Annotated in this window: 14 protein-coding genes; 13 read left to right on the forward strand and 1 reads right to left on the reverse strand. The window is 30.8% G+C overall.

The window, feature by feature from the left end; translation table 11 throughout:
- The first annotated feature begins 23 nt into the window (after positions 1 to 23).
- From Bsans602_RS00565 to dnaJ, 6 genes are all read left to right on the forward strand, one after another.
- Positions 24 to 446: a DNA polymerase III subunit psi gene (locus tag Bsans602_RS00565; protein WP_500837179.1), complete on the forward strand. Its 423-nt coding sequence runs from the start codon at positions 24 to 26 to the stop codon at positions 444 to 446.
- Between the two features lie 866 nt (positions 447 to 1,312).
- Positions 1,313 to 3,760 (forward strand): bifunctional aspartate kinase/homoserine dehydrogenase I, encoded by a 2,448-nt coding sequence (gene thrA / locus Bsans602_RS00570; RefSeq protein ID WP_500837180.1) that lies wholly within the window; start codon positions 1,313 to 1,315, stop codon positions 3,758 to 3,760.
- A 21-nt stretch (positions 3,761 to 3,781) separates the two neighbouring features.
- The gene (thrB, locus tag Bsans602_RS00575; protein WP_500837181.1) at positions 3,782 to 4,717 is read left to right on the forward strand and encodes a homoserine kinase; all 936 of its coding nucleotides are present in this window, start codon (positions 3,782 to 3,784) and stop codon (positions 4,715 to 4,717) included.
- Positions 4,718 to 4,722: 5 nt separating this feature from the next.
- Positions 4,723 to 6,027 (forward strand): threonine synthase, encoded by a 1,305-nt coding sequence (gene thrC, locus Bsans602_RS00580; RefSeq protein ID WP_500837182.1) that lies wholly within the window; start codon positions 4,723 to 4,725, stop codon positions 6,025 to 6,027.
- Between the two features lie 370 nt (positions 6,028 to 6,397).
- Positions 6,398 to 8,314 (forward strand): molecular chaperone DnaK, encoded by a 1,917-nt coding sequence (dnaK, locus tag Bsans602_RS00585; RefSeq protein WP_500837183.1) that lies wholly within the window; start codon positions 6,398 to 6,400, stop codon positions 8,312 to 8,314.
- Between the two features lie 124 nt (positions 8,315 to 8,438).
- A complete protein-coding gene (gene dnaJ, locus Bsans602_RS00590; RefSeq protein ID WP_500837184.1) occupies positions 8,439 to 9,572 on the forward strand; it encodes a molecular chaperone DnaJ in 1,134 nt (377 codons plus the stop codon).
- Between the two features lie 68 nt (positions 9,573 to 9,640).
- On the opposite strand, the gene rpsT is transcribed toward dnaJ, so the two are convergent.
- Entirely contained in the window at positions 9,641 to 9,913 is a 273-nt protein-coding gene (rpsT, locus tag Bsans602_RS00595) for a 30S ribosomal protein S20 (RefSeq protein WP_500837185.1), read from the reverse strand.
- Positions 9,914 to 10,129: 216 nt separating this feature from the next.
- Between rpsT and ribF the strand changes: the two genes are divergently transcribed.
- The 7 genes from ribF (at position 10,130) to carB (ending at position 21,171) form a co-directional block, all read left to right on the forward strand.
- Positions 10,130 to 11,101 (forward strand): bifunctional riboflavin kinase/FAD synthetase, encoded by a 972-nt coding sequence (gene ribF / locus Bsans602_RS00600; RefSeq protein WP_500837186.1) that lies wholly within the window; start codon positions 10,130 to 10,132, stop codon positions 11,099 to 11,101.
- Complete coding sequence (gene ileS / locus Bsans602_RS00605; protein ID WP_500837187.1) at positions 11,098 to 13,929, forward strand: isoleucine--tRNA ligase; 2,832 nt, start codon at positions 11,098 to 11,100, stop codon at positions 13,927 to 13,929. Before ribF ends, ileS begins: the two co-directional genes overlap by 4 nt.
- 2 nt (positions 13,930 to 13,931) lie before the next feature.
- Entirely contained in the window at positions 13,932 to 14,414 is a 483-nt protein-coding gene (gene lspA, locus Bsans602_RS00610; protein ID WP_500837188.1) for a signal peptidase II, read from the forward strand.
- 95 nt (positions 14,415 to 14,509) lie between these two features.
- A complete protein-coding gene (gene ispH / locus Bsans602_RS00615; protein ID WP_500837374.1) occupies positions 14,510 to 15,460 on the forward strand; it encodes a 4-hydroxy-3-methylbut-2-enyl diphosphate reductase in 951 nt (316 codons plus the stop codon).
- Positions 15,461 to 15,693: 233 nt separating this feature from the next.
- Entirely contained in the window at positions 15,694 to 16,545 is an 852-nt protein-coding gene (gene dapB / locus Bsans602_RS00620) for a 4-hydroxy-tetrahydrodipicolinate reductase (RefSeq protein ID WP_500837189.1), read from the forward strand.
- Between the two features lie 223 nt (positions 16,546 to 16,768).
- Entirely contained in the window at positions 16,769 to 17,911 is a 1,143-nt protein-coding gene (gene carA / locus Bsans602_RS00625; protein WP_500837190.1) for a glutamine-hydrolyzing carbamoyl-phosphate synthase small subunit, read from the forward strand.
- 26 nt (positions 17,912 to 17,937) lie between these two features.
- Positions 17,938 to 21,171 carry a carbamoyl-phosphate synthase large subunit gene (gene carB / locus Bsans602_RS00630; RefSeq protein WP_500837191.1) on the forward strand — a complete coding sequence of 1,078 codons (3,234 nt, stop codon included), beginning with the start codon at positions 17,938 to 17,940 and terminating at the stop codon, positions 21,169 to 21,171.
- The last annotated feature ends 102 nt before the right edge of the window (positions 21,172 to 21,273 follow it).

A 21,273-nucleotide genomic window follows, 5' to 3' on the forward strand; every position in this document is an offset into this window, starting at 1 on the left:
TACACATTTAATGTGAAGTAAGTATGCAGATTAATCACAAAGGTAAACAAAGTCATTCTGTTCTACAAAAATTAGGTATTACACTGTGGAAATTACGATATCCTGTAGTTCTAAATAATAATAATCAGATTAAATTACGGATATGTTTTCGTTTATTATTAATATCATCAGATTTTCCAATATCATTGAATGACTCTTTTGTTAAGGATGTGATACGTACTATGAAGTTTAATCTTAAAGAAGTATACGCATTAACTAATAACCAAATTGATCACTTAATTATTCCATCAGGATTTTCTTGTCACTGTTGGTGGATTGGCACTGAAGTATCAAAAAATTTTTATGGCGTGTGTATAAATACTCCATCATTGCCAGTATTAAAATGTAATGTTAAAGCTAAACGCGATTTGTGGCGACAAATTAATTGTATTAAATTTAACATTTAAATTTGTTTTAGAAACACTCTATTAAACATAGAAATAAATTAAATTATTATGATAATAAATATTTTTTTATATTTTAAGTTTTAAAAATATGTTTGTAGGTACTCTACGCATTTATTTGAAGCTATTAATGCAGAAATTAATTGATGACATATAGCTCAATGTAGTCTATGTAGATGGATAAGATAAAAGTATGTTGCACGATTGCAGTGAAGGTTGCAAGAAGTGACAAATTATTTTAGTATCATCATATCAGTGCCAATTGTGTAATTAATTAAATCGATATCTAATAATGTTGATTGCATCATTTTAATGCTCATACTTGCGCGAAATACGTATAAAATTATTTCTTATATTAACAATATATTTTATTTTAATAAGCGGTATTGTTTTGTTATTGTTCTATTAGCAGATATTATTTTGTTCCATATTTAACATAATAAATATTCAAGTATATGAAATATATAAACATTACCTAATTTAAATCTATTTAATAAATAATACATCTTTAATAAAGGCATGTTGTATATCTATGATAGTGAGACTATTTTTATATATAAATTTATTTATATATTTTAATTTTTAATTAAAACAAAAATACTTTGATTTTAGAAACGTTTTACTATACCTAAATAATAATCGATTATATTTCATTATGAAATTTTATTATAGATAGTATTTATATTAAGTGATATAATGATATTATTGATTATAATGTGTGTTTGTTCTAATTTTTAACTATTTATTATAATATTTCTCCATAAAATAATATGGTAAATAATATGGATAAATATTAAGGAATTTCTGTGTGGCTATTCTTATTATAATAAAAGCTCGAGATATTAGAAATCATATTTAGGAGATAAAACATGCGAGTATTGAAATTTGGTGGAACTTCGCTTTCTAACGCAAATCAGTTCATTCATGTCGCCAATATTATTGAAAAAAATGCTCAAGAAGAACAAATAGCAGCAGTATTATCAGCGCCTGCAATGATTACTAATCATCTAGTATCCATCATCGATCACACATTGAATGGTAATTTAATTTTAGAACATATTCACAATATAGAAACTATTTTTAATACTTTATTAAAAAATATAGATCAGATTCAACCAGGATTTAATCATACAGCTTTACATGCTATATTAGAACAAGAATTTATTTATTTGAAAAATTTACTACATGGAATTTCATTATTAAAATTTTGTCCAGATAATGTAAATGCTAACATTATTTGTTTAGGAGAGAAATTGTCTATTATTTTAATGGAAGGTCTGTTAATCGCAAGAAATCTTCAAATAACTGTTATTAATCCAGTAGATACTCTTGTAGCACAGGGAGGAGGATATCTTGCTTCTATGGTAAATATTGAAGAATCTGCACGACGTATTCAAAATATACCTATTTCTCATTCAAATATTATATTAATGGCTGGATTTACCGCAGGTAATGAGCAAGGAGAATTAGTTGCTTTAGGGAGAAATGGTTCTGATTATTCAGCTGCAATTTTAGCGGCTTGCTTAGGAGCTAATCGGTGTGAAATCTGGACAGATGTAGATGGTATTTATACATGTGATCCGCATCAAGTGCCTAATGCAAAATTATTACATTCATTGTCTTACCAAGAAGCCATGGAACTTTCTTATTTTGGGGCCAAAATTTTACATCCACGCACTATAGTTCCAATTGCTCAATTTCATATACCTTGTTTAATAAAAAATGTTTTTAAGCCTAATGCTCCTGGAACATTAATTGGACCAATTAATGATGATTCAACTAATATAGTTAAAGGAATTACATATTTAAATGATATGGTAATGTTAAATATTTCTGGACCAGGAATGAAGGGTATGATCGGCATGGCTGCTCGTGTATTTTCAGCAATGTCTAAGGCTATATGCTCAGTAGTATTAATTACTCAATCATCCTCCGAGTATAGCATAAGTTTTTGTGTACCTTATCAGGAATTATCAAAAGCTTGTACTTCATTGAATGAGGAATTTAATTTAGAGTTAAAAAATGGTCTTTTGGAGCCAATAGATGTAATGCAAGATCTTGCAATTATTTCGGTTGTTGGTGATGGTATGCGTACTCAACTTGGGTTATCCAATAAATTATTTGGGGCATTAGCTCGTGCTAACATTAATATTATTGCGATTGCCCAGGGATCTTCAGAACGTTCTATTTCGGTAGTTATAAAAAATAGTGTTACTGCTATTGGAATTAGGGTAGCTCATCAAATGTTGTTTAGTGTCGATCAACTAATAGAAGTATTTATTATTGGATCTGGAGGTGTTGGTACTGCTCTAATAGAACAAATTAAACGTCAGAAATATTGGCTAAAAAATAAACACATTGATTTACGCATATGTGGTATTACTAATTCACGAGTGATGTATATTAATACAAATGGAATTGATTTGAATCATTGGAGATCATCACTTAAAGAAACGCATGAATCTTGCGATTTAAAAAAATTAATAGATGTTATAAAAGAAAATCATTTATTAAATCCAGTTATTGTTGATTGCACTAGTAGTGTTGATGTTGCTGATCATTATGTAAATTTTTTACTAAATGGTTGTCATGTAATTGCTCCAAATAAAAAAGCTAATACAGGGTCTATGAAACGTTATCGGACGCTACGAGAAGCTGTAATAACATCACGAAGAAAATTCTTATATGATACTAATGTAGGAGCTGGATTACCAGTTATAGAAAATTTACAAAAATTATTGAATGCTGGAGATGAATTAATAAGTTTTTCAGGTATTCTATCCGGATCTTTGTCTTTTATTTTTGGAAAATTAGATGAGGGATTATCATTATCTACTGCAATTTTGTTAGCTAAGAATAAAGGATATACTGAACCAGATCCTAGAGATGATCTCTCTGGTATAGATGTTGCTAGGAAATTATTAATTTTAGCGCGAGAAGTTGGATATGAATTAGAGTTGGACGATATTCAAATTGATCCAGTGATCCCATATAATTTCATGAGCGAATATGATACGGATAATTTTTTTGAAAAATTATATTTGTTAGACGACATTATTTTGAGTAAAGCTAAGAAAGCATATGAATTAGGACATGTATTGCGTTATATTGCAAACATACAAAAAGGACAATGTCGTGTACAAATTGAATCTATAGATAATGATCATCCATTATTTAAAGTAAAAGATGGAGAAAACGCTCTTGCATTTTTTACACGGTATTATCAGCCGTTACCATTAGTACTGCGCGGTTATGGCGCAGGAAATGATGTTACAGCAGCAGGAGTATTTGCAGATTTACTACGTACTTTATCATAAAAATAGTAAGGATGTGTAGATATGGTTAAAGTTTATGCTCCAGCATCCATTGGTAATATTGGGGTAGGGTTTGATACATTAGGTATGGCAATTACTCCAATAAATGGTAGTTTAGTTGGAGATTGTGTAAGTGTTGAAGATTCTGATATATTTAGTTTAAAAAGTATAGGATGTTTTCATAAGCAATTGCCAACACAATTGGAAGAAAACATTGTATTTCAATGTTGGAAGAGGTTTTGCAAAACTTTAGGACAAACGTGTCCTTTAAGTATTAAGCTAGAAAAAAATATTCCTGTTTCTTCTGGTTTAGGTTCTAGCGCTTGCTCTATAGTAGCTACATTAGTAGCAATGAACTATCATTACGGGTCTCCACTCAATGAAGATCAATTGCTTACATTAATGGGAGAAATGGAAGAAAAAATTTCTGGGTCAATTCATTTTGATAATGTGTCGCCTTGTTTTTTGGGAGGCATGCGTTTAATTTTAAAAAATTGTAATAGTGTTAACCAAACAATCCCTAATTTTAATAATTGGTTATGGATTTTAGCTTATCCAGGTGTGAAAATATCTACTGCAATGTCTAGATCAATATTACCAAATAAATATGATCGTGAAGATTGTGTTAGTCACAGTCAATATTTATCCGGATTCGTTCATGCTTGTCATACTCAACAAGAATCTCTGGCAATTAAATGTATGAAAGATATTATTGCAGAACCTCATCGCTCGCGATTATTGCCAGTACAACTATCTTATATACGTCATAATATTATGGAAAAAGGAGCCATATCTTGTGGTATCTCAGGGTCTGGTCCGACAATTTTTGTATTATGTAATACTTATGATGTAATAGAGAATATTTCTGATTGGCTATCACGTTTTTATTTGCAAAATGATTCAGGTTTTGTTCGAATTTGTTCCCTTGATGAGCGTGGAGCACGTATTATAGTGGAATAATAATAATGAAATTATATAACATTAAACAACGTGGTGAACAAGTGACATTTTGTCAAGCTCTTATACAAGGATTAGGAAAAGATCAAGGGTTATTTTTCCCGGTAGATCTTCCAAAATTCTCCATACTTGACATTAATTCTATGTTAGAAATGAATTTCATAGAACGTAGTGTATATATTTTATCTACATATATTGGTTCTGAGTTATCAAAAAATAGTATATTGAGTTGCGTTCAGAATGCTTTCAATTTTCCAGTACCATTAGTATTTATAAAAAATAATATTGCTATTTTAGAATTGTTCCATGGACCAACTTTAGCTTTTAAAGATTTTGGAAGCCGATTGATGGCACAAATGTTGAATGCAGTTAATTATCGATTTGATAAACCTATGGTTGTTCTTACAGCTACGTCTGGAGATACAGGAGCAGCTGTAGCTCATGCTTTTGCGGGTTTAAATGATGACATACATGTTATTATCTTATATCCTAAAGGGAAAATTAGTGTATTACAAGAAAGATTATTTTGTACTTTAGGAGGTAATATTTCTACTATATCAGTAGATGGAGATTTTGACTCATGCCAATTTTTGGTGAAACAAGCTTTTGAAGACAGCATATTACGACAAACTGTAGATTTAAACTCTGCTAATTCTATTAATATTAGTCGTATATTAGCTCAAATTTGTTATTATTTTGAAGGAGTATCGCAATTACCACATCAAGTGCGTAATAAATTAGTTATCGCAGTTCCCAGTGGAAATTTTGGAAATTTGACTGCAGGACTATTAGCGCAATCTTGTGGGTTGCCGGTGAAAAAGTTTATTGCCGCTACTAATATGAATGACACTGTGCCTAGATTTTTAAGAAATGGTTGTTGGAAGCCTTATCCTACTATTTCAACATTTTCTAATGCAATGGATGTAAGTTGTCCAAATAATTGGCCTAGAATAGAAGAATTGTTTCATCGAGAAAACAGATCTATTAAAGAATTAAAATATGGTTGCGTCAATGATATATTTACCGAAAAAACAGTTCAAGAAATTGCGGATTTAGGGTATCTTTCTGAACCTCATACTGCTGTAGCATATCGATTGTTGTCTGATCAATTGGATTCTGATGAATTTGGAATATGTCTTGGTACTGCTCATCCAGTTAAATTTAAAGAACTAGTAGAATATTTTTTGGCAAAAAAGATACAGCTGATATTGCCAGAGACATTAAAAAAACGTATGAGATTACCTATTTTATCATATGAAATATCCAAATGTTTTTCTTCATTGCGTAATTTAATTTTAAAAATAGTATCTTAAATTTTATGTATAAACGATATTTATTATTATTAAAAATTTTTAATATATTTATATTTGCACACATTCAATTGATGCATTCAATGACCAACGCTTAATTAATTTCAGTCGCAATTAGTACAATAAAATAAAAATTTTATGGCAATAATAATTTAAACTGAATGTTATCTAACAATAGTCACATTGTATTATTAATATACATGTGTTTTATAATTTTGTTAATAATACATTTATAAAATAATAATTAAACTAAAATTTGTATGATGTTTTGAAAAGTTTTGAAAACAAACCTATTTTAAGGTTGAAAAGTACAGTTTTGACCGCATATCAGGTGCATAGTGTGATTGAATTGATTTTCAGTGGAGGCGTTTAGATGGGAAAAATTATTGGTATAGACTTGGGCACAACCAATTCTTGTGTCGCAATTATTGAAGGAAATAAGCCTCGTGTATTAGAAAATAGCGAAGGTGATCGTACAACTCCCTCTATTGTTGCTTATACACAAGACAATGAGATTTTAGTTGGTCAGCCAGCCAAACGTCAGTCTGTTACTAATCCTAAAAATACTTTATTTGCTATTAAACGATTGATTGGTCGTAGATTTCAAGATAAAGAAGTGCAGCGTGATGTTAATATCATGCCGTACAAAATAATCTCTGCTAACAACGGAGATGCTTGGTTAGATGTTAAAGGGCAAAAGATGGCTCCTCCTCAAGTTTCTGCTGAAATTTTGAAAAAGATGAAGAAAACCGCAGAAGATTATCTTGGAGAGCAAATTTTGGAAGCGGTTATTACGGTTCCAGCTTATTTTAATGATGCTCAACGCCAGGCTACTAAAGATGCTGGGCGTATTGCTGGGTTGGAAGTTAAACGGATTATAAATGAACCAACTGCTGCAGCGTTAGCTTATGGTTTAGATAAAGAAACTAGAGGTAACCGTACTATTGCTGTATATGATTTAGGTGGAGGAACGTTTGATATTTCGATTATTGAAATTGATGATGTTGATGGAGAAAAAACTTTTGAAGTATTATCTACTAATGGGGATACTCATTTGGGTGGTGAAGATTTTGATAGCCTTTTAATAAATCATTTAGTGGATGAATTTAAGAAAGATCAGCATATTAATTTACATAATGATCCTTTAGCAATGCAGCGATTAAAAGAAGCGGCAGAGAAAGCAAAAATAGAATTATCTACTTCGCATCAAACTGATGTAAATTTACCATACATTACAGCAGATAATACTGGGCCGAAGCATATGAATTTTAGGGTAACGCGTGCTAAATTAGAATCTCTTGTGGAAGATTTGGTAAATCGTACTATGGATCCACTTAAAGTGGCATTAAAAGATGCTAATTTATCTGTTACTAAAATAAATGATGTTATTTTAGTAGGCGGACAGACTCGTATGCCTCTTGTACAAAAAAAGGTTTCTGAATTTTTTAAAAAAGAACCACGTAGAGACGTTAATCCTGATGAAGCGGTTGCTATTGGAGCAGCGGTACAAGGAGGGGTATTATCAGGAGATGTAAAGGACGTGTTGTTGTTAGATGTAACTCCATTATCTTTAGGAATTGAAACTATGGGCGGAGTTATGACTTCATTAATCTCCAAAAATACCACTATCCCTACTAAGCACAGTCAAATTTTTTCTACAGCTGAAGATAATCAATCTGCTGTTACTATTCATGTATTGCAAGGTGAAAGAAAAAGAGCTAGTGATAATAAATCATTGGGGCAATTTAATTTGGATGGAATAGCGCCGGCAATGCGCGGTACACCTCAAATTGAAGTAACTTTTGATATTGATGCCGATGGCATTTTGCATGTATCTGCTAAAGATAAAAATAGCGGACGTGAACAAAAGATAACTATTAAAGCTTCTTCTGGTTTAAATGAGGAAGAAATTAAGAAGATGGTGAAAGAAGCAGAAGTTAACGCTGAATCAGACCGTAAATTTGAAGAATTAGTACAAATTCGCAATCAGGCTGATCATTTGTTACATAGTACAAAAAAACAATTAAAAGAAGTGCATGACAGTATATCATTAGATGATAAATCTTCTATAGAAAACGCATTAAAAGAATTGGAATCAGTCATAAAAAATGAAGATAAAAGTGAAATTGAAGATAAAATTCAATCTTTGATTAAAGTTTCTGGAAAATTATTAGAAGCAAGTCAAAAACATCAAGAACAACAATCTAAATCTCAAACTTCTAATAGCACTGCTGATCCAACTGGAGAAGTGGTGGACGCAGAATTTGAAGAAATAAAAAATAAAAAGTAATTTTTTGACAAATGAAATTTAGAACAGGAGAAAATAATATTAAAAGTACAACTCAAAAAATATTGCGAAAACAAATATGTTACATACCTAATGAATAGGTATATTGAGGGACATAAAGAAAACCATGGCTAAATCAGACTATTATGAGATTTTAGGCGTTTCCAAAAATGCGGATGAGCGTGAAATCAAAAAGTCCTATAAACGCCTGGCAATGAAATTTCATCCAGATCGTAATCCAGGAAATACTGCAGCTGAAACAAAATTTAAAGAAATTAAAGAAGCGTACGAAATATTAAGTAATGCGGAAAAACGCGCTGCTTATGATCAATATGGTCATACAGCGTTTGAACAAGGCAATATGGGGTCAGCAGCTAATTCAGGAAGGACATCAGATTTTAGCGACATTTTTGGCGATGTGTTTGGAGATATATTTGGAGGAAATAGAAGGAGTCGTTCAGGCAGAGGTTCAGATTTACGGTATAATATAGAATTAAATTTAGAAGATGCAGTACGTGGGGTTATTAAAGAAATCTGTATACCAACTTTATCAACTTGTGAGAAATGTCATGGAAGCGGAGCAAGGTCTAATGCAGCAATAGTCACCTGCATGACATGTCATGGTCAAGGACAAATTCAAATACGACAAGGTTTTTTTTCTGTGCAACAATCGTGTCCTGCATGTCATGGACACGGAAAAATTATTAAAGAAGTTTGTAATAGATGTCATGGAAATGGACGAATAGAGCGACCTAAAACTCTTTCTGTTAAGATCCCTGCAGGCGTAAATACAGGAGATCGTATACGTTTATCAGGTGAGGGTGAATCTGGAATAAATGGAGCGCCTTCAGGGGATTTGTATGTTCAAGTACAAGTTAGAAAACATCCAATTTTTGACAGAGAAGAAAGAAATCTTTATTGTGAAGTGCCAATTAGTTTTTCTATGGCAGCTTTAGGAGGTGAAATTGAAGTACCAACTTTAGATGGTAGAGTCAAATTAAAAATTCCTCCCGAAACACAAACTGGAAAGTTGTTTCGAATGAGAGGAAAGGGCGTGAAATCAGTACGTAGCAGTGGTAGTAATGGGGATTTGTTATGTAGAGTGGTAGTAGAAACTCCAGTTAGGTTAAGCAATACCCAAAAACAACTGTTGCAAGATTTATCAGATAGCTTTGATGGACCTAATGGTAATAGAAATAGCCCTAGGTCTAAAAGCTTTTTTGATGGCGTAAAAAAATTTTTCGATGATCTCACTCGTTGAGCCCCGAGTAAACGGGAGTTGTTGCTGTTTTTAATAAACAACCTTTCTAGCTCTTCATTTTCTTCTTATTATGAAGAACGAATCATTGACTTAATGCACGCATACGTTCTAGATTTATGCCTGGCGGCTTTATTTCTATGAATTAAACCTTTACGAGCCTGACTATCTATTATTTTTTGCATTGAAACAAACAATACCATTGCAGCATCTTGATCTTTGCTCGCAATTGCTATACGCACTTTTTTGATAAAAGTGCGTAGCATAGATCGACGACTTACATTATATTTGCGTTGATTCTTTGATTTTATAAGATTTTTTTTAGCGGATTTAGTATTAACCAATACATTACTCCCAAATATTAAATATAACAGCACAACACAAAATATATTATACTGTTATATTTAATATTACAATGATTATTTATAGTTTAAATATAATTATTTCTACGATAATAGTGTGTATTTATTTTTTGATTCTATTTTACAATTAAATTATTTTTAATTAATTAAATTATAGAATAATATAAATCTTTTCTAATAATTTAATTAAATTTTAACATGGAATTTATTAGAGGATTACACAATATAAAATCTCATCATAGAGGCTGTATACTTACTATTGGCAATTTTGATGGATTTCATCGTGGACATCAAGCATTAATTTCAAAATTACAAAAAGAAAAGAATAATTTAAAATTACCTGTTATGGTTATGATTTTTGAACCACAACCCAGAGAATATTTATCTAATATAATAGAAATACGATTAACTACGTTACGAGATAAAATTAATTATTTATATACTGCAGGTGTAGATGTTATTCTATGTATCACTTTTAATAAAAAATTTGCTTCAATAGAAGCATATAATTTTGTTAAGGATATATTAATCTATAAACTAGGAGTGCAGTTTATCTATATTGGAAATGATTTTAGGTTTGGAGCCTTTAGGAAAGGAGATTTTTTTTTATTGAAAAAAATAAGTAAATATGAAGGTTTTAAAGTAATACGTACCTCTGCTTATCTTGACTCAAATGGAAAAAGAATAAGTAGTACTGCAATACGTGCAGCTTTAATAGAAAATAGAATTTTGGATGCTGAATTATTACTGGGACATTCTTATTGTATTTCTGGTAGAGTAATACATGGAGACAGCTTAGGACACAAACTTGGATTTCCTACAGCTAACATATCATTACAGGGTAAAAAATTACCTATACATGGTGTATATGCAGTAGAAGTGTATGGTATTTTTAGTCGGCCATTACCAGGTATAGCTAATATAGGCGTACGTCCTACAATCACTGGTAAAAACCGACAACAATTAGAAGTGCATTTATTAAATATATCTACAAATTTATATACTTATCATATTAAAGTAGTTTTTTTAGCTAAAATACGCGATGAACAATATTTCTCTTCCATGAAAACATTACAACATCAAATTAAAAACGATATAATAAATGTACGTAGTTATTTTGATAAAAATAATATTAACAAAATTTATAAAAATGGAATAATTTATAAATGATGAACTATAAAGATACTTTGAATTTACCGCATACATTATTTCCGATGCGCGCTAATTTAACTACATGTGAGCCTGCCATATTAAAACGTTGGTATAAAAATAATTTATATGAAGCAATTCGTCTTAAAAAAATAAAAAAAAGACTGTTTTTGTTACATGATGGCCCACCTTATGTCAATGGCAGTATTCACTTAGGACATGCAGTCAATAAGGTCCTTAAAGATATTATTCTTAAATATAAAGGTTTCATGGGATATAATGCTCCCTATATCCCAGGGTGGGATTGTCATGGATTGCCTATCGAACTACAAGTAGAACGATTAATAGGACAACCGGGAATTAATATTAGTTCAAACGAATTTCGCAATATCTGTCGTAATTACGTTCTAGATCAAATAGAAATACAAAAAAAAGATTTCGTGAGGTTAGGTGTTTTAGGAGATTGGGATCAACCTTATTTAACGATGAACTTTAAGACTGAAGCAAACATTATTCGCACTTTAAGTAAAGTGATATCTTGTGGTTATTTTTATAAAGGTATTAAACCAATACATTGGTGTTGTCAATGTCATTCTGTATTAGCTGAATCAGAAATAGAATATAATAATCATTCATCTTCTGCTATTGATGTTGCTTTTGCCGCGGTGGACAGTATTCGTGTTTCTGAAATATTTAATATTAATTTATATAAGAATACAATTGAATTAGTTATTTGGACTACTACCCCTTGGACATTGCCTGCTAATCAAGCTATTTCTGTGCATCCTGATTATAGTTACCAATTAATTTTAATAAACAATAATAGATATATAATTGTTGCGGCTAATTTAGTAGATCTTGTAATGAAACGCATGCAATGCTTATCTTGGAAGATTTTAGGAGAAACTTTAGGTAATTCTTTAGAATCATTAAGATTTCATCATCCATTTATGCCTTTTGATGTCCCTATTATATTAAGTTGTCATATAGCGTTGGATACTGGAACAGGAGCGGTACATATAGCTCCAAATCATGGTATTGATGATTATATTATTGCTCAAAAATATAATTTAAAAAAAATTAACAATGTGATCAACGATGAAGGATATTATATGTCTGATATACATCCCATGTTAGACGGAGTACATATTTTTCAGTCAAACAGTATAATAATAAATTTACTAAATCAATTAGGAGCCTTATTACATGTAAATTACAATTATAAGCACAGTTATCCATACTGTTGGCGTCATGAAACTCCCGTTATATTTAAAACTACTTCACAGTGGTTCTTAAGTATAGATAAATATGACTTAAGAAATAAATTATTAAAAGCGATACATAAAGTATGTTGGATTCCAGAAAAGGGAAAATCTAATATTGAAACAATGATTATTAATAGACCTGATTGGTGTCTTTCAAGACAGCGTGTTTGGGGAGTACCAATACCTTTATTTATTCATAAACAAACGGATATTTTACATCCACGTACATTTGAATTGATAGAAATCGTTGCACAACGCGTAGAACAGTGTGGCATACAAGCATGGTGGGATCTAAAAGTTGAAGATATTATAGAAAAAGAAGCGGCGGATCAATATGAAAAAGTATTAGATACACTTGATGTTTGGTTTGACTCTGGTTCTACTTGCGACTCAGTAATACCAGAAAGATTCAAATATCATAAACATGTACCAGATTTATATTTAGAAGGTACAGATCAATATCGGGGTTGGTTTATGTCTTCTTTAATTATATCAACTGTAATTAAAGGAAAAGCGCCTTATAGAGAGGTATTAACTCATGGATTTACTGTAGATGCTCAAGGACGTAAAATGTCTAAATCTCTTGGCAATGTTATTAGTCCACAGGAAATAATAAAGAATTTTGGAGCGGATATTTTGCGATTATGGATAGCTTCTTCTGACTATTCTAAAGACATGACGATTTCTAATACTATTTTAAAACATACAACTGATGTATATCGACGTATTCGTAATACTGCTCGATTTTGTTTAGCTAATATTAGTGATTTTAACCCAGAACAAGATTGTGTTCATCCAGAAAAAATGATTGCAATAGATTGTTGGGCAGTAAATTGTGCTTTATCTGTACAATTAGGAGTAATATCAGATTATAAAAAATATAATTTTCATAATGTAATACGGCGAATTATGCAGTTTTGTTCAGTAGAAATGGGTTCGTTTTATTTAGATGTTATTAAAGATCGACAGTATACTATGAAAAGAAATAGCACGGCACGTCGTAGTTGTCAAACTGCATTGTATCACATTATTGAGTCCATGGTACGTTGGATAGCTCCAATTTTATCTTTCACTGCTGACGAAATTTGGAAGTATATTCCAGGAAATCGATCAGAATATGTATTTACCGAAGAATGGTATGATGGACTATTTAGTATAAATTCAACACAAGTCATGAGTAGTAATCATTGGAACACTTTTTTAAATGTTCGAAACGAAGTAAATAAAACAGTTGAACAAGCACGTCTTAATGGAATTATTGGAGGATCCTTAGATGCTAGTGTAACTTTATATGCTATTCCAGAATTAGCAAATAAATTACGTATATTAGATAATGAGTTGTCTTTTGGATTGATAACATCTTCTGCTATAGTTTTAGATTATTACGATAAATTTAATACAATTATATATAAACAAGAAGGAATACCGGGATTGCAGATTTTGTTAGAAAAAGCTAAAGGAAAAAAGTGTTTGCGTTGTTGGCATTATAGATTAGATGTTGATCAAAATAAAAATTATTCGAATATCTGTGCACGTTGTGTCTCTAATATAATTGGTCCAGGAGAAAATCGTAGGTTCTTTTAATAATGCAACATGAAAAATATAATTATAAAAATTTAAAATGGTTATGGTTATCTATATTATTAATGTTATTAGATATAGAAACTAAATATTTAATAAAGACTCATTTTTTGATTGGAGAAGTATCGTCAGTATTACCTGGTATTAATTTCTATTATATTCACAACTCAGGATTAGCTTTTGGAATATTTGCTAATCTTAATTTATATTATCATTGGATATTGATATGGATAACAATATTAATCATTATAGTATTTATTATAACTTTATATAAAATGATAGAGTATTCCAAGTGTTATAGTATATCTTGTTCTATGATTATTGGAGGAGCTTTAGGAAATCTATCAGATCGAGTGTTATATGGAACAGTAGTTGATTTTATTGATATATATATTAAAAGTTGGCATTGGCCAACTTTTAATATTGCAGATATGGCAATTTGTATAGGAACTATTATTTTAATGATAAAACACTATTATGATATTTAAGAAATTTTAATTTGCGTTGTTCATGTATGTTTATATAAACTATATTATGATACAACAAACAATTGTGTTAATATACATACAAATAAGGAGGTAATATTAAAGTTATATTAGCTAATCCGCGTGGATTCTGTGCAGGAGTAAATCGAGCAATTGATATTGTGGAAAAAGCTATTCAAGTATATGGCACTCCGATTTATGTGAAACATGAGTTAGTACATAATAGTTATGTAATAAATCAATTATCCAAGAAAGGTATTATTTTTATTGAAAAAATAAATGAAGTTCCTAATGGATCAGTTTTAATTTTTTCTGCTCATGGAGTATCAAAAAAGATACGGGAAGAAGCCAAAGTTAAAAACTTAGTCATACTCGATGCTACCTGTCCATTAGTTACTAAAGTACATATGGAGGTTTCACGCGCTAATCGTAATGATATGGAAGTTATTTTAATAGGTCACTCTGGTCATCCAGAAGTAGAAGGAACGATGGGGCAATATATTTCTAAAAATTCTAGAAGAAAAATATACTTAGTTCAATCTCAATCAGACGCTTGGTTGCTTCAAGTGAATTATCCAAATAATTTGTTTCTTGTAACACAAACAACTTTGTCAATAGATGATACTGCAAAAATTGTTACGATTTTACATAAAAGATTTCCTAATATTCTCAGTGCTAAAAAAAATGATATTTGTTATGCCACATTTAATAGGCAAAATGCTCTTAAAAATTTAGCTTTAGCCGTAGAGATAATATTTGTTGTAGGATCAAGAATGTCATCTAATTCTATGAGATTAATTGAATTAGCACATCGTATTGGAAAAATTGCATATTTAATTAGTCATGCTGATGATATTCAAGAAGATTGGTTACGTGGAATGAATAACATTGGCATTACTGCCGGAGCATCTGCTCCAGATATTTTAGTACATCAAGTCCTGAATAAGTTGCGCATCTTAAGTAAAGATCATTTTGTTGTTGAAGAAATGATTGGAGATAAAGAGAATATAGTCTTTGGTATACCTAAATTTAATATACTGAAACAATAATGTATTGATTAATTTAGTATAGTAATGAAGCTATAAGTTTCAAATAACATGAGACAACACAAAAACTACATAATAGCATATATTATTATATTTTACTAGACAAATGCAACAGGTAATGACTAAATATGCTGAAATTTATATATTATTATATTTATATCTTCTATATGTAAAACAAGTCATGTGATTGTATGATCTTCTGTTAGAATAAGTACTATTATAGGGTATACAAAATTATGAATGATACACTTCTTCGTATTGCCGTTACGGGAATAACCGGACGTATGGGAAAAAGAATACTACAATGTATTGTTGAGGGAGGGGAAAAAATTAGTCGAGAAATTACCTTAGGAGCTGCTATAGCACGTTCAAATGCTAGTATTTGTGGGATGGATGTTGGAAAGTTAATAAAAACTGATACTTTAGGTATAATAATTACTGATGATCTTGAGTTAGTCAAAAATGACTTTGATGTATTAGTAGATTTTACTGCTCCCAGTATATCTATAGAATATTTAAAGTTTTGTGTTAATAATAAAAAAAATATAGTTATTGGTACGACTGGATTTAATCAGGCTCATGAGCGTTTTATTACAAACGCGTCTCAAAAAATAGGAATTGTTTTTTCTTCCAATTTTAGTATAGGTATAGCGTTGATATTAAGATTGTTACACAGAATTACGCAGATTATGGGTGATAATTCAGATGTTAGTATTGTGGAAGCACATCATAATAGAAAAAGTGATATTCCATCTGGAACCGCTTTAATGGTACGAAATACTATTATAAATGCATTGAGATCTATCCGGTCAAATAAAGCTATGGGTTGTAACAATATAGATGATACAACATATTCATCAATATCTTCCGATCGTGATATTTTAATTCATTCAATACGTGCTGGGAATATTATTGGAGAGCATACTATTTTATTTATAGGACCAGAAGAACGTTTAGAAATAACGCACAAGGCGTTAGATCGTGCAATCTTTGCTAATGGAGCATTACATTCTGCTATTTGGTTAGGACGTGATAAAGTAGGATTATTTGATATGAAGGATACTTTAGAAATAAATACATTATTGTGATCGTTTGGATAAAAAATAATAGTAGTAGTATATTATATTGAATACTAAAACATTTATAAATTAATAATAAAATAAAACATGTGTAAATAAAATTTACACATGTTTTATTTTATTATACTATAGTATTAGTTGAAAATTTAGTACTTAGCTCATCAATTTCCTTTAATAAATTAAATATAAATTATATATTTAACGATTAATTTACTTAAAACATAGAGGTATTTTGATGAAACCAGCGTTATTAGTATTAGAAGATGGCAATCGATTTTATGGATATGCAATAGGAGCTGAAGGAGAAACGGTAGGAGAGGTAGTGTTTAACACATCAATGACTGGATATCAAGAAATAATTACTGATCCTTCTTATGCATATCAAATAGTAATTTTAACTTACCCTCATATTGGGAATGTTGGAACCAACGAAGTTGATAATGAATCTTCTTGTATCCAGGTAAGAGGGCTTATTATTCATAATTTAGCAGTTACTGCTAGTAATTTTCGCCATACGTTAACTCTTTCAGATTATTTAATACAACAAAATATTGTTGGTATTGCTGGAGTAGATACCCGTAAATTAACTCGACTAATACGAGAAAAAGGAATACAACATGGATGCATTACTGCTCGAGATGTTCCTAATGTTACATTAGCATTACACAGAGCTCGCGAGTTTTCTGGATTACATGGACTTAATCTTGCTCATAAAGTAAGCACTTCTCAACAATATATATGGAATCAAGGTACTTGGAATATTAAATCGGGAGTATTCGTTACTCCGTTAAGTTTACCTTATCATGTTGTAGTGTATGATTTTGGTATTAAACGGAACATCATGCGTGTATTAGTAGATTATGGTTGTTTACTAACTGTAGTTCCAGCGCATACCACAGCACGTGAAATAATTGATATGAAACCAGATGGGATCTTTTTAGCTAATGGACCCGGAGATCCAAATGTATACGAATATGCGATTAATGCTATTCAAATTTTTTTAAATACCACTAAAATACCATTGTTTGGAATTTGTTTAGGACATCAATTACTAGCGCTAGCCAATGGAGCAAAAATAATAAAAATGAAATTTGGTCATCATGGATCTAATCATCCAGTTAAAGATATAGAAACAAATAAGGTTATCATAACTGCTCAAAACCATAATTTTGTAGTAGATAAAAATACTTTGCCTGATACTTTAAAAATAACACATATTTCATTATTCGATGGAACATTACAAGGCATTCACCACATTAATAAACCTGCTTTTAGTTTTCAGGGTCATCCAGAAGCTAGTCCTGGGCCTCACGATGCCACATCGTCATTATTTAGTCACTTTATCAAACTAATTAAAAACTATCGTAATCAATAAAATACTATGTTTGGGAGAATACAAGCATGCCAAAAAGAACCGATATACAAAGCATTTTGCTATTGGGGGCTGGACCAATTATTATCGGTCAAGCCTGTGAATTTGATTATTCTGGAGCACAGGCTTGTAAAGCATTGCGTGAAGAAGGATATCGTCTTGTTTTAGTCAACTCTAATCCTGCCACAATTATGACAGATCCTGACATGGCGGACGCAACTTATATTGAAGCAATTCAATGGAAAATAATATCTAAAATTATTGAAAAGGAACGTCCAGATGCACTACTTCCAACTATGGGCGGACAAACTGCTTTGAATTGCACTTTAGATTTAGAACGTCACGGAATTTTAAGAAAATTTAATATCATAACTATTGGGGCAACGATAGATTCAATCTATAAAGCAGAAAATCGTCAAAAATTTCGAGAATCTATGAAAAAAATTAATTTAGATATAGCTCGATCTGAAACTGTACGTGATATAAATGAAGCTATGATAACTTTAGAAAAAATTGGATTGCCTTGTATCATTCGTCCTTCTTTTACTTTAGGAGGCAGTGGAGGTGGAGTTGCTTATACTGAAGGAGAATTTAAAAAGCTTTGCAGATATGGATTAAATTTATCCCCTAATCATGAACTGTTAATTGATGAATCTTTAATTGGTTGGAAAGAATATGAAATGGAAGTTATTCGTGATGTTAAAGACAATTGTATAATTGTATGTTCCATAGAAAACGTTGACCCCATGGGTATCCATACTGGTGATTCTATTACTGTAGCACCAGCTCAAACTTTAACCGATAAAGAATATCAAGTGATGAGAAATGCTTCAATAATGGTATTACGTGAAATTGGAGTAGAAACTGGCGGCGCTAACGTACAATTTGCAGTGAATCCAAATAACGGAAGACTTGTTGTCGTTGAAATGAATCCAAGAGTATCAAGGTCATCAGCATTAGCTTCAAAAGCAACTGGGTTTCCTATAGCTAAAATAGCTACTAAACTAGCAGTAGGATATACTCTAGATGAATTATCAAATGATATTACCAATGGATGCATTCCTGCATCTTTTGAGCCATCTATTGATTATATAGTAACTAAAATTCCCCGATTTGATTTTGAAAAATTTCCAGGACGACACAATAATAGATTGACAACTCAAATGAAATCAGTAGGTGAAGTGATGGCGATTGGCCGTAGTCAACAAGAATCTTTACAAAAAGCAATACGTGGACTAGAAATAGGAGCAACAGGGTTAGATTCCAAAATTAATTTAAATCATCCTAAAGCATTCAATACTATTAGGCATGAATTAAAAAACGCTAGTAGCAACAGAATATGGTATATCGCTGATGCTTTCCGATATGGAATATCTTTAGAACAGGTTTTTCATTTAACTAATATCGATCGTTGGTTTTTGGCTCAAATTGAAGAATTAATACAATTAGAAAATGATGTAATATCTAAAGGTATATCATATCTTAATAAAAAGAGATTATATTTTCTTAAAAAGAAAGGGTTTTCTGATGCAAGATTAGGGAAATTGACAGGTGTATCAGAAAACAAAATTCGAGAATTAAGATTTATGCATAATATACATCCTGTATATAAGCATGTAGATGCTTGTGCCGCAGAGTTTTCTGCTGATACTTCTTATATGTATTCTACTTATGATGGTGAATGTGAATTGCAATTCAATCAAAATAATAATAAAACTATCATGATATTAGGAGGAGGACCTAATCGTATTGGACAGGGTATTGAATTTGATTATTGTTGTGTGCATGCAGCATTAACATTGCGTGAGAGTGGATATAATGTAATTATGGTAAATTGTAATCCCGAGACTGTTTCTACTGATTACGATATATCAGATATGCTTTATTTTGAACCAATTACTTTAGAGGATATTTTAGAAATCATACGTATTGCCAAACCAATCGGGGTAATTGTTCAATATGGAGGGCAAACCCCATTAAAATTAGCTAAAGCAATAGAAGCAGCTGGAACATCTATTATAGGAACTAGTCCAGATGCAATTGATCAAGCAGAAAATAGAGAACGATTCCAACGTTCAATAAAATGTTTAGGATTACAACAACCCAACAATGTCACTGTTACATCATTAGAATCAGCTTTAAAAAATGCTAAAATTATAGGGTATCCTATGGTAGTTAGACCTTCTTATGTTTTGGGAGGTCGAGCTATGGAAATAGTATATAATAAAGAAGAATTATTATGCTATTTTAAAAATGCTGTTAAAGTATCTAATAACGCTCCAGTTTTATTAGACCGTTTTCTAGAAAATGCAATTGAGGTAGATGTAGATGCTATTTGTGATGGACAGCAGGTGTTTATTGGAGGAATTATGGAACATGTTGAATATGCAGGGGTGCATTCTGGAGATTCAGCATGTTCTTTACCGGCTCATACATTAAGTAAAAATATTCAAGATCAGATACGATGTCAAGTAAAAAAATTAGCATTTAAATTTAATGTGAAAGGTTTAGTTAATATACAATTTGCAATACAAAAAAATGAAATTTATATAATTGAAATTAATCCAAGAGCATCACGCACAGTGCCTTTCGTATCTAAAGCCACTGGTATAGCGTTAGCAAAAATTGGGACTCGAGTAATGATTGGGCAATCTTTGGTTGATCAAGGTGTTATAAAAGAAGTGATTCCTCCTTATTTCTCAGTAAAAGAAGTGGTGTTGCCGTTTAATAAATTTACTGACGTAAACCCAAAATTGGGACCAGAAATGAGATCTACAGGAGAAGTAATGGGTATTGGGCGTACTTTTGAAGAAGCGTTTGCTAAGGCTACGGTAAGTAGTCGGTCTTATATTAAAAAACATGGTGATATATTATTATCGTTATCTACAAGAGATACAAATAAAGCGATAGATTTAGTTACTAAATTTATTCAAAATGGTTTTATGTTAGATGTTTCATATGAAACTGCAAAGATGTTAGAAAGTGTTGGAATTGTTTCTAAAATGATTAGGCCAGTACATATAGCTAATGCATATATTCATAAAAAAATTAAGAATGGTGAATATAGTTATGTTGTAGATACTACTTCAACAGATAGAGTTAGCAGTAATCATATTGCATTGCTGTGTCGTACTGCGCTGCAACATAATATTAATTATGGTACTACAATAAATGGAAGTTTTGCTGCAGCAATATCGTTAACTGTTGATACTACGGAACACGTTGTATCCATTCAAGATATGCATTCTAAAATCAAACATTAATTATAATTAATTTGTATATAAGAGATATATATAATTATAATGATATATATATTTTACATGGAGTTTTTGTTGGTATTTTAGATATTCTTTAAAAATGTTTTG

The sequence above is a fragment of the Candidatus Blochmannia sansabeanus (nom. nud.) genome (genome assembly GCF_059935345.1).

What these genes read in the sequence shown, in the direction of transcription:
- Bsans602_RS00565 (WP_500837179.1), top strand. Translation starts at nt 24, where the DNA reads ATGCAGATTAATCACAAAGGTAAACAAAGTCATTCTGTTCTACAAAAA.
- thrA (WP_500837180.1), top strand. Translation starts at nt 1,313, where the DNA reads ATGCGAGTATTGAAATTTGGTGGAACTTCGCTTTCTAACGCAAATCAG.
- thrB (WP_500837181.1), top strand. Translation starts at nt 3,782, where the DNA reads ATGGTTAAAGTTTATGCTCCAGCATCCATTGGTAATATTGGGGTAGGG.
- thrC (WP_500837182.1), top strand. Translation starts at nt 4,723, where the DNA reads ATGAAATTATATAACATTAAACAACGTGGTGAACAAGTGACATTTTGT.
- dnaK (WP_500837183.1), top strand. Translation starts at nt 6,398, where the DNA reads ATGGGAAAAATTATTGGTATAGACTTGGGCACAACCAATTCTTGTGTC.
- dnaJ (WP_500837184.1), top strand. Translation starts at nt 8,439, where the DNA reads ATGGCTAAATCAGACTATTATGAGATTTTAGGCGTTTCCAAAAATGCG.
- ribF (WP_500837186.1), top strand. Translation starts at nt 10,130, where the DNA reads ATGGAATTTATTAGAGGATTACACAATATAAAATCTCATCATAGAGGC.
- ileS (WP_500837187.1), top strand. Translation starts at nt 11,098, where the DNA reads ATGATGAACTATAAAGATACTTTGAATTTACCGCATACATTATTTCCG.
- lspA (WP_500837188.1), top strand. Translation starts at nt 13,932, where the DNA reads ATGCAACATGAAAAATATAATTATAAAAATTTAAAATGGTTATGGTTA.
- dapB (WP_500837189.1), top strand. Translation starts at nt 15,694, where the DNA reads ATGAATGATACACTTCTTCGTATTGCCGTTACGGGAATAACCGGACGT.
- carB (WP_500837191.1), top strand. Translation starts at nt 17,938, where the DNA reads ATGCCAAAAAGAACCGATATACAAAGCATTTTGCTATTGGGGGCTGGA.